The 10,747-nt window shown below is 63.8% G+C and carries 6 protein-coding genes; 2 read left to right on the forward strand and 4 right to left on the reverse strand.

Annotated features, from left to right (window positions below; all coding sequences use genetic code 11):
• Nucleotides 1–1,232, forward strand: a 1,232-nt coding sequence (locus tag DBR12_RS18030; protein ID WP_369861660.1) for a lytic murein transglycosylase, incomplete at its 5' end; no start/stop codon positions are given.
• Nucleotides 1,233–1,434: 202 nt separating this feature from the next.
• On the opposite strand, the gene clpA is transcribed toward DBR12_RS18030, so the two are convergent.
• The 3 genes from clpA to dnaE form a co-directional block, all read right to left on the reverse strand.
• The gene (gene clpA / locus DBR12_RS18035; protein ID WP_108618527.1) at nucleotides 1,435–3,783 is read right to left on the reverse strand and encodes an ATP-dependent Clp protease ATP-binding subunit ClpA; all 2,349 of its coding nucleotides are present in this window, start codon (nucleotides 3,781–3,783) and stop codon (nucleotides 1,435–1,437) included.
• Between the two features lie 57 nt (nucleotides 3,784–3,840).
• Entirely contained in the window at nucleotides 3,841–4,209 is a 369-nt protein-coding gene (gene clpS / locus DBR12_RS18040) for an ATP-dependent Clp protease adapter ClpS (protein WP_108618528.1), read from the reverse strand.
• A 118-nt stretch (nucleotides 4,210–4,327) separates the two neighbouring features.
• Nucleotides 4,328–7,867: a DNA polymerase III subunit alpha gene (dnaE, locus tag DBR12_RS18045; RefSeq protein ID WP_108618529.1), complete on the reverse strand. Its 3,540-nt coding sequence runs from the start codon at nucleotides 7,865–7,867 to the stop codon at nucleotides 4,328–4,330.
• Nucleotides 7,868–8,061: 194 nt separating this feature from the next.
• Here dnaE and DBR12_RS18050 point away from each other — a divergent pair, with 194 nt between their 5' ends.
• Nucleotides 8,062–8,859, forward strand: coding sequence for an outer membrane protein assembly factor BamD (locus DBR12_RS18050; RefSeq protein WP_108618530.1), 798 nt, complete (start codon nucleotides 8,062–8,064; stop codon nucleotides 8,857–8,859).
• Here DBR12_RS18050 and DBR12_RS18055 read toward each other — a convergent pair.
• The coding region (locus DBR12_RS18055) for an ATP-dependent DNA helicase (protein WP_108618531.1) at nucleotides 8,822–10,747 on the reverse strand (1,926 nt) is incomplete at its 5' end. The two genes, DBR12_RS18050 and DBR12_RS18055, sit on opposite strands and share 38 nt — an antisense overlap.

A 10,747-nucleotide genomic window follows, 5' to 3' on the forward strand; every position in this document is an offset into this window, starting at 1 on the left:
CCCCCTCCCCTGCGCCGTCAAAGCCAGCCAACCCTTCCACCACATCGGCGCCTGCAGCCACAAGCACCACAGGCGCTGCAACCACCGTGACAGCCGAGGCCGATGACCATATCGCAGGTTTTGCGGCCTGGCGCACCGCCTTTGCGGCACAGGCCCTGGCGGCGGGCATTGCGCCGCACACGGTGCGCGATGTGCTGGGCCAGGCGCAGTGGCAGCCGCGTGTGGTGGAGCTGGACAGGGCCCAGCCCGAGTTCTCGCGCACACCCTGGGCGTACCTCGACAGCGCGGTATCGGCCCAGCGCGTGGCCCAGGGCCAGGCCAAGCTGGCCGAACATGGCCCCACGCTGGAGGCCGCTGCCGCGCGCTACGGCGTACCCGCCACCGTGGTCACCGCCATCTGGGGCATGGAGAGCAACTACGGCAGCAACTTTGGCAGCTTCCGCACCGTGGACGCGCTGGCCACCCTCGCCTACGAAGGGCGCCGCCGCGCGTGGGCCCAAGGCGAGTTGCTGGCGGCGCTGCGCATCGTGGACCGGGGCGACATTGCGGCCGACCGCATGCTGGGCTCCTGGGCTGGCGCCATGGGGCACACGCAGTTTCTACCCTCGGTGTTTTTGGCCTACGCCGTGGATGCCGATGGTGATGGAAGGCGCGATATCTGGGGCAGCATCCCCGACGTTCTGACCTCCACCGCGCACTTCCTCGCCCGCTCGGGCTGGCTGGCCAGCGAGACCTGGGGCGCCGAAGTGGTGCTGCCCGCCAATTTCGACCATGCGCGGGCCGACCCAGCCGTGCGGCAGACCACAGCGCAGTGGGAGGCCGAAGGCGTGCGCTCGGCGAACGGACAGCCGCTGCCCACCCTCGGCGCGGCCTCCATCACAGCACCGGCGGGGGCACGTGGCCCGGCCTTTGTGGTGGGTGCGAACTTCCGGGCCATCCTGCGCTACAACAATTCGGTGAACTACGCGCTGGCGGTGGCCCTGCTGTCGCGCCAGATTGGCGGCGGCACGCCCGTCACCGCCGCCTGGCCACGCGATCTGGAACCCTTGTCGCGCACGCAGATGCAGGCGCTGCAGGAGGCGCTGAACCGCAAGGGCTTTGCAGCGGGCGCGCCCGACGGCGTGATGGGCCCCGCTACCCGCGCCGGGCTGCGCGGCTTCCAGCGCAGCGTCGGCCTGGCGGCCGATGGGTATCCCACGTTAGAGCTTTTGCAAAGGCTGCAAACGCCCTGACACGAGCGTCCGATGCGGGTCCGTGGGCAAGGCGCGAGATCAGCGCTCAGAAGCATGTCACCCAGCGAATTGCGGGCCAGCAGCTAAAAGGCCGACTTTGCCGGTCGGGAAACAAAAAAACCACGGCATTCACCGTGGGTTTTTTTGTTTCTTTGTGCGGGCGACGCCCCAAAAGGCGCCTCCACCAGCAGCGTCCGCCGGGTCAGTCCGCCGTGGCCTCTTCAGGCTCAGCGGGCTCGGACTTGGCAGAGCGCTCCTTCTTGGGCAGTGGCTGGATGTCGAGCAACACCTCGGGCGTCTCCACGCCTTTGTCGTCGGTCTTCACCTCGATATCCACCGTCAGGCGCCCACCTTCAGTCAGGCGGCCAAACAGCAGCTCGTCGGCCAGCGCGCGGCGGATGGTGTCCTGGATCAGGCGCTGCATCGGGCGCGCACCCATCAGCGGATCAAAGCCCTTCTTGGCCAGGTGCTTGCGCAACTGGTCGGTGAAGGTGACCTCTACCTTCTTCTCGGCAAGCTGGGTTTCGAGCTGCAGCAGGAACTTGTCCACCACGCGCAGGATGATCTGCTCATCCAGCGCCTTGAAGTTGACGATGGCATCCAGCCGGTTGCGGAACTCGGGCGTGAACAGGCGCTTGATATCGCCCATTTCATCGCCCGCCTGGCGCGGGTTGGTGAAGCCAATGGTCGCCTTGTTCATGGTCTCGGCGCCTGCATTCGTGGTCATGATGATGAGCACGTTGCGGAAGTCGGCCTTGCGACCGTTGTTGTCCGTCAGCGTGCCATGGTCCATGACCTGCAGCAGCACGTTGAAGATGTCCGGGTGCGCTTTCTCGATTTCGTCGAGCAGCAGCACCGCATGGGGCTTCTTCGTGATGGCTTCGGTCAGCAGACCGCCCTGGTCAAACCCGACGTAGCCGGGAGGCGCACCAATCAGGCGGCTCACAGCGTGCCGCTCCATGTACTCGGACATGTCGAAGCGGATCAGCTCGATGCCCATGATGTAGGCGAGTTGCTTGGCCGCTTCGGTCTTGCCAACACCCGTGGGACCACTGAACAGGAACGAGCCAATCGGCTTGTCCCCCTTGCCCAGGCCCGAGCGTGCCATCTTGACCGAGGAGGCGAGCACTTCAAGGGCCTTGTCCTGGCCAAACACCACGCTCTTGAGGTCACGCTCGAGCGTCTGCAGCTTGCTGCGGTCGTCGTTGCTGACATTGGCGGGCGGAATGCGCGCAATCTTGGCCACGATCTCTTCGATCTCGGCCTTGCCGATGGTCTTCTTGCGCTTGCTGGGCACCTGAATGCGCTGCGCGGCACCGGCTTCGTCGATCACGTCGATGGCCTTGTCGGGCAGGTGCCGGTCGTTGATGTACTTGGCGCTCAATTCAGCCGCAGCCTGCAGGGCTGCAGCAGCGTACTTCACGCTGTGGTGCTCCTCGAAGCGGCTCTTGAGGCCCTTCAGGATGTCGATGGTCTCGGCCACGCTGGGCTCGACCACGTCCACCTTCTGGAAGCGGCGAGACAGCGCCGCGTCCTTCTCGAAGATGCCGCGGTATTCCGTGAAGGTGGTCGCGCCGATGCACTTAAGCTGGCCGCTGGAGAGCGCTGGCTTCAGGAGGTTGGATGCATCAAGGGTGCCGCCCGACGCGGCGCCCGCGCCGATCAGGGTGTGGATCTCGTCAATGAACAGGATGGCGTTGGGCTTGTCCTTGAGCGACTTGAGAACGCCCTTGAGGCGCTGCTCGAAATCGCCCCGGTACTTGGTGCCCGCCAGCAGCGCGCCCATGTCGAGCGAATAGACCGTGGCCTCGGCCAGGATTTCGGGCACGTCGTTCTGCGTGATGCGCCAGGCCAAGCCCTCGGCAATCGCCGTCTTGCCCACACCGGCCTCACCCACCAGCAGCGGGTTGTTTTTGCGGCGGCGGCACAGGATCTGGATGGTGCGCTCGACTTCGTAGTGGCGACCGATCAGCGGGTCGATCTTGCCGTCCTTGGCGGCCTGGTTCAGGTTCTGGGTGAACTGCTCCAGGGGCGATGCCTTTTCGCTGCGCTCGCCACCACCGCCCTCTTCGCCCTCGGTCTGGTTCTCGGCCTTGGCGGGTTCTGGCGGTTCGCCTTTTTTGATGCCGTGGGCGATAAAGTTGACCACGTCCAGGCGCGTAACGCCCTGCTGGTGCAGGTAGTACACGGCGTGCGAATCTTTCTCGCCAAAGATGGCCACGAGCACATTGGCGCCCGTCACCTCTTTTTTGCCATTGCCCGTGGACTGCACGTGCATGATGGCACGCTGAATCACGCGCTGGAAGCCCAGCGTGGGTTGGGTGTCCACCTCGTCGGTACCTGCGACCTGCGGGGTATTGTCTTTGATGAAGTTCGACAGCGATGAACGCAGATCATCGATATTGGCCGAACAAGCGCGCAGCACCTCCGCTGCGCTGGGGTTATCGAGCAATGCAAGCAACAGATGCTCCACGGTGATGAACTCGTGGCGCTGCTGGCGGGCCTCAACAAAGGCCATGTGCAAGCTGACTTCCAGTTCCTGGGCAATCATGTGAACTCCTTTGTGCTTGCGTGGAAGGGATAACTGTATTTCGGGATCAAAGACCTGTTATTCAACAGGCTCACTGACACATTGCAGTGGGTGGCCCGCCTTGAGGGCGGCGTCAAGCACTTGCTCCACCTTGGTGGCAGCGACATCGCGGGAGTACACACCGCAAACACCTTTGCCGTCGAGGTGGATTTTCAACATGATCTGGGTCGCTGTTTCGCGGTCCTTGCTGAAAAATTCCTGCAAAACCACGATGACGAACTCCATGGGGGTGTAGTCGTCATTGAGCATGACCACCTGGTACATCTGGGGCGGCTGGGTCTTCTGCGTGCGCCTTTCGAGCACGACCGAACCGCCATCATCCCGCGCTGGCCGTGTAACCGGCGGCGCGGTGGGGGGTGAAGGTGGTTTTGTTGCCATGAAATTCATTCTAGCGACCCGCGCAGGGGACTGCCGCTGAAGAAGTTGGTAGTTGACTCGGTTTTTTCAAGCCATGGCGCCGCGAAGGGCGCTCCTCGGAACCGCACCGCCGGCCTTGCCCCATGCCTTATTCGTACACAACGGTGGCCGCCCCCGGGCCCGCCTGCGCAGTCCACGCCGCCAGGGCTGCATCCGACGGGAAAAACCGCGCGTTTTCACCCAGTTGCAGCTCTGCAACCGCCGCTACGTCTTCGGCCTTGCAGCGCACTCCCATGCGTACACGCAGGCCATGCACCGCCACCTCGCCCTCGGCACTCTCTTCCCGCCGGGCGGGAAACTCCTGCACCAGGCGGGGTACATCGGGCAGTTTCTCTCCAACCACCACATGCAGGTACTTGCCAAAACGGCAGCGTGCACCGGCCAAGTCCCACACCTGTTGCACCTTCACGCGCAGGCCTCCGCTGAAGTGGTCCAGCTGCAGGCGCCCCATCATCACCACAAACTCGTCTTCCTTGAGCTGGTTGCGGTAGGTGTTGAGCAAGGCTTCATCGGCCGATGCCTCGATGACGGCGGATTTGTCATCCAGCTTGAACAGGGCCAGCTTGCCCCGTTGCCCGTTGATGACCCGGAAGTCGCTGATGATCCCGGCCAGCACCTGGGGCTCGCGGCTGTCGAGCAGTTCATCGATCTGGGTGCGCACGAAGCGGCGCACCTCGGTGGCCACTTCATCGAAGAGATGGCCGGACAGGTAAAAGCCCACGGCAGTTTTCTCCTGCGTGAGCCGCTCCTTGATACCCCAGGGCAGTGCCTCCACCAGGTCGGGCTCCTGCGTGCTGGAGCCGTGGGCATCATCGCCCATCATGTCGAACAGCCCTCCCTGGTTCACATTGGCCAGCGTGGCTGCCGCAAAGTCGAAGGCCCGGTCGATAGAAGCCACCATCGCCGCTCGGTTCATGTTGATCGAATCGAACGCACCTGCCTTGATCAGCGCCTCTACGGTGCGTTTGTTCATGCGCGCCTTGTCCACACGCAGACAGAAGTCAAACAGACTCTTGAAAGGCCCGGTGGTAGAGCCATTCGGCCCCTCGCCCCGCCCTTCACGCGCGGCAACAATGGCTTCGATGGCCTGCTGGCCCGTGCCCTTCACGGCGCCCAGGCCATAGCGGATGATCTTGTCGGTGACGGGCTCGAACCGGTACTTTCCCCGGTTCACGTCCGGCGGTTCAAAGGTCATGCCGAAGTGCTTGACCGCGTCCTCGTACAACACCTTGAGCTTATCGGTGTCGTCCATTTCCACGGTCATGTTGGCGCAGAAGAACTCGGCTGTGAAGTGGACCTTGAGCCAGCCCGTGTGATAGGCCAGCAGCGAGTACGCGGCGGCGTGCGACTTGTTGAAGCCGTAGCCCGCGAACTTCTCCATCAGGTCGAACACCTCGTCCGCCTTCTCTTGACCGATGCCTTTTTCGGCTGCCCCCTTGCGGAAGATCTCGCGGTGCTCGGCCATTTCCTCGGCCTTCTTCTTGCCCATGGCCCGACGCAGCATGTCTGCGCCCCCGAGGCTGTAGCCGCCCAGCACCTGGGCGGTCTGCATCACTTGCTCCTGGTACACCATGATCCCGTAGGTTTCGGCCAGTACGGGCTCGACCAGGGGGTGCGGGTACTCCACGGGCTCCTTGCCGTGCTTGCGATTCACGAAAGTGGGGATCAGATCCATGGGGCCCGGGCGGTACAGCGCGTTCAGTGCAATCAGGTCCTCCAGGCGGCTGGGCTTGGCCTCCTTGAGCATGCCCTGCATACCCCGGCTTTCAAACTGGAACACCGCCTCGGTCAACCCGTCCTGAAAGAGCTTGTAGGTCTTGCCATCGTCCAGCGGCACAGTCTCGAACGTGAAATTCTCCTGGCCCTTGTGGCGCTTGATGATGAACTCACGCGCGATCTCCAAAATGGTGAGCGTGGCCAGCCCCAGAAAGTCGAACTTCACGAGACCGATGGCCTCCACGTCGTCCTTGTCGTACTGGCTCACGGCGGATTCGCTGCCCGGCTGCTGGTAGAGCGGACAAAAATCAGTGAGCTTGCCCGGCGCAATCAGCACGCCCCCGGCGTGCATGCCGATGTTGCGCGTCATGCCTTCGAGCTTCTGCGCCATCTCGATGACGGTCTTGACGTCTTCTTCCTTGCGTACGCGCTCGTAGAGCATGGGCTCCAGTTCCAGCGCGTAGTTGTTTTTATCGCCCTCCTTCTTCACCTCGGGCGGGTACTGCAAGGTGTACGACATGCCCGGCTTGCCCGGCACCAGCTTGGAGATGCCATCGCAGAAGGTGTAGCTCATGTCCATCACCCGGCCCACGTCGCGGATGGCAGCCTTGGCTGCCATGGTTCCGAAGGTGGCAATCTGGCTGACTGCGTTCTTGCCGTACTTCTCCTTCACGTAGTCGATCACGCGGTCGCGGTTGCCCTGGCAGAAGTCGATGTCAAAGTCGGGCATCGAAACCCGCTCAGGGTTAAGGAAGCGCTCGAACAACAGGTTGTATTCCAGCGGGTCCAAATCGGTGATCTTGAGCGCGTAGGCGACGAGCGAGCCTGCACCCGACCCGCGCCCCGGCCCCACCGGGCAGCCGTTTTCCTTGGCCCACTGGATGAAGTCGCCCACGATGAGGAAGTAGCCCGGAAACCCCATCTTGAGGATGGTGCCAATCTCGAACTCCAGCCGCTCCACATAGCGCGGGCGCTGGAGCTCGCGGTCGGCCTCCTTGGGGAACAGCAGTTTGAGCCGCGCCTCCAGCCCTTCAAAGGACGCGAAGCGGAAATACTCGTCGATCGGCATGCCGTTGGGCGTGGGAAAGTCCGGCAGTTGCGGCTTGCCCAGTACCAGCGTGAGGTTGCAGCGCTGGGCGATCTCCACGGTGTTCGCAATGGCCGAAGGCACGTCGGCAAACAACGCCTCCATCTCGGCCGATGACTTGAAATACTGGTCGCGGGTGAATTTGCGCACCCGGCGCGGGTTGGCGAGGATTTCGCCCTCTGCGATGCAGATGCGGGCCTCATGCGCCTCGTAGTCGTCCGCCGTGGCAAATTGCACTGGATGTGTGGCCACCACGGGCAGGTTCAGACGCGCCGCCAACTGGGCCGCTGCGGCCACGTGGCCTTCATCCTCAGCGCGGCCCGCGCGTTGCAACTCCATGTAAAAACGGTGCGGAAAAATCCCTGCTAGGCGCAGTGCAAGTTCAGTCGCACCAGACTCGTCACCTTTCAGCAGGGCCTGCCCTACCGGGCCCGCCTGCGCGCCCGAAAGTGCAATCAGGCCTTCGGACAACTCCTGCAGCCAGGCCCATGTGCAGAGCGCCAGGTTCTTGACCACATTGCGCGTCCACGCACGGGCCAGTAGCTCTGACAGGTTGAGGTAGCCCTGACGGCTTTGCACCAGCACGATCATTCGCGATGGCGCAGCCCCCGCTTCGCCTTCCAGAAAAATTTCTGCGCCCAGGATGGGCTTGACGCCCTTGCCTCGGGCTTCCTTGTAGAACTTGATTGCGCCAAAAAGGTTGTTGAGATCGGTGATGGCCAATGCAGGCTGGCCATCCTTGGCGGCCGCTTTGGCCACCTCATCGATTCGGTTGGTACCGTCCACGACGGAAAATTCGGTGTGCAGGCGCAGGTGAACAAACATGGAGCCATTGTAGAAAGCCCCGCACCGTCCGTCCGAAAGCCAGGCACGCAGCACCGCTGGGTGACAACAGCCACCAGTACAATGCCTTTTCTGTTCATGATGCCCGTGGGCCTTGGGCCGGAGGTGCAACACGCGCCCCGGACGAAACCAGCCTCGTGTGCACCTGTCCCCTCATTTGCTGAAAGCTGCTTGCGATGCTGCGTGCCCCACTGCCCCTCGTTTCCGCCCTGCTGCTTGCCGGTCTGCTGGCGGGATGCTCCAGCACCACCGAAGACAAAACGGCTGGCTGGAGCCCCAACCGCATCCACTCGGAAGCCAAGGACGAAATGAGCAGCGGCGCCTACGACAAGGCGGTCCCGCTGCTCGAAAAACTCGAAGGCCGTGCAGCCGGCACACCGCTGGCGCAACAAGCCCAGATCGACAAGGCCTACGCCCACTACAAGGCCGGCGAAAAGGCCCAGGCCATCGCCACGCTGGACCGCTTCATGAAGCTGCATCCAGCCAGCCCTGCACTGGACTACGCGCTTTACCTCAAGGGTCTGGTGAACTTCAACGACAACCTGGGGCTGTTCTCCTTCATCTCGCGCCAGGACCTGTCCGAGCGGGATCAGAAGGCCGCAAAGGACTCGTTTGAGGCCTTCAGCGAACTGTCCACCCGCTTCCCCGACTCGCGCTACACGCAGGACGCGCGCCAGCGCATGACCTACATCGTCAACTCGCTCGCGCAGTATGAAGTGCACGTGGCACGCTATTACTTCCAGCGTGGTGCGTATGTGGCCGCCATCAGCCGCGCGCAGGTGGCCGTGGCCGATTACCAGGGCGTGCCAGCGCTGGAAGAAGCGCTGTACATCCTGATCCAGTCTTATGACGCCCTGGGCATGACCCAGTTGCGTGATGACGCACGCCGCGTGATGGACAAATCCTACCCTCAAAGTCCCTACATGACTGGCGGCTTCAAGGGTAAGTCGGATCCGTGGTGGAAGGTCTGGTAAGCAGCGCCTGCAAGGCTTCTTCAAAAGCCTCTTCCGATTCCAGCCGCCGCATCGGCGGCAATGCAGCCAGCAGGCGTTTGCCATAGCCCATGGTGACAAGGCGGGTGTCCCCCACCACCAGAATCCCTTGGTCCGACTCCCGCCGGATCAACCGCCCTGCCCCTTGCTTAAGCGCCACAGCGGCCTCGGGCAGTGCATAGGCCTTGAAAGCCTTCCCCCCCGCCTTTTCAATCCGCTGGATGCGCGCCTCGACCAAGGGGTCGCCGGGTGGCGGAAACGGCAGCTTGTCGATGACCACGAGTTGCAGCGCGTCGCCGGGCACGTCGAACCCTTCCCAGAAGGTGGCGGACGCGACCAGCACACAGCCCGGCCGACCATGGTCAGCCCCCTCCCGAAAACGCTCCATCAGCCGCCGCTTGGGCCACTCGCCCTGTACCAGCACCTCCAGCGCTCCTGATCCTGCAAACCGCTTCTGAAGTGCGCCCCCCACCGCGCGCAAAGCCTTCAACGTGGTGGTCAGCACCAGGGTGCGCCCTCCCAGCTGCTCGGCCGCCTGGCCCACCCATTGCGCCAGCGCCGGGCTGTGTGCCGGGTCGGCGGGCGCTGGCAAATGGCGCGGCACATACAGCGCGGCCTGCGCTGGGTAGTCGAACGGACTGGCTACCCGCAGTATCTCGGCCGCCTGGAGCCCTGCCCTTTCGGTGAACCAGCTCAGGCGTTCGTCATCACCCAAGGTCGCCGATGTGAAGATCCAGGCCCGGCCCGGGCCTGCAGGGCTGTCATCCGGCCAGCCATCACCACCTGCCCCCTCAGAAGCCTCGGCAGGAGCCCCCAGCAGGCGCGTGCGCATGGCCTCGGCAATGTCCAGCGGCGATTCGACCAGCCGCAGCTGCGTGCCCACATCCACCCAGCGCACCACTTCAGGATCGCTGGGGCCTGAGAACCGGGCCAGGCGCGCCAACAGCTCCGAGCCGCGCTCATACAGGCGCACAAAGTCCGGGGCGATCTCGCTGACCGTATCCAGCGCCTCCTGGGCCTGGGCGCAGGCCAGCGCCACGCCGCGCAGCGCGCCGTGCCAGTGTTCCGTCGGGATTCCCTCCGGGGCCTCATCCGCCCAGCGCAGCTTAGTGGCACCCAGGGTCGTGCGGGCGACCAGGCGCAAGTCCTGCGCCGACAGCTCCACCCGGCAGGACAATCCCACCCAGTCCGCCAGGCCCCGCGCATGCTGCAGACCTGCGGCAAGCAGGTCCCTGCTGAAGTCCATCACCTGCCCCGTGGACAAATGGGTGCCCAAGAACTGTACGCCGGTCTCATTGATCTGGTGCGCCTCATCAAACACCACCACGCGCACCGTGGGCAACAGCTCGGCCATGCCCGACTCGCGCACCGCAACATCGGCAAAAAACAGATGGTGGTTGATGACCACAATGTCAGCCGCCAGCGCCTCGCGCCGCGCCTTGTGCACATGGCACTCACGGAACCGGGGGCACTGCGAGCCCAGGCAGCTCTCCCGGGTGGAGGTAACCAGGGGAATCACGGGCGAGCGGTCATCCAGCCCGGTCAGTTCAGCCAGATCGCCCGACTGGGTGTGGTGTGACCAGTCCTCGACCTTGGCCAGCACACGCGCCACGCCCCGGTCCTGGGCCTGCACGTCCTGGCGCGCCAGCTCCATGCGGTACAGGCACAGGTAACTGGAGCGGCCTTTGAGCAGCGCCATCCGCACGGGCATGCCCAGCGTTTCAACCAGCCAAGGCAAGTCCCGCGCAAAAAGCTGGTCCTGCAGCGCTTTGGTGGCGGTGGACAACAGCACCCTCTCGCCGCTGAGCAGCGCCGGAACCAGGTAAGAGAAGGTCTTGCCCACCCCCGTGCCTGCCTCAACGACCAGGGC

The sequence above is a fragment of the Acidovorax sp. HMWF029 genome, from assembly GCF_003060895.1.
Lineage (GTDB): Bacteria > Pseudomonadota > Gammaproteobacteria > Burkholderiales > Burkholderiaceae_C > Acidovorax.

What these genes read in the sequence shown, in the direction of transcription:
- clpA (WP_108618527.1), bottom strand. Translation starts at nt 3,783, where the DNA reads ATGATTGCCCAGGAACTGGAAGTCAGCTTGCACATGGCCTTTGTTGAG.
- DBR12_RS18050 (WP_108618530.1), top strand. Translation starts at nt 8,062, where the DNA reads ATGCTGCGTGCCCCACTGCCCCTCGTTTCCGCCCTGCTGCTTGCCGGT.
- dnaE (WP_108618529.1), bottom strand. Translation starts at nt 7,867, where the DNA reads ATGTTTGTTCACCTGCGCCTGCACACCGAATTTTCCGTCGTGGACGGT.
- clpS (WP_108618528.1), bottom strand. Translation starts at nt 4,209, where the DNA reads ATGAATTTCATGGCAACAAAACCACCTTCACCCCCCACCGCGCCGCCG.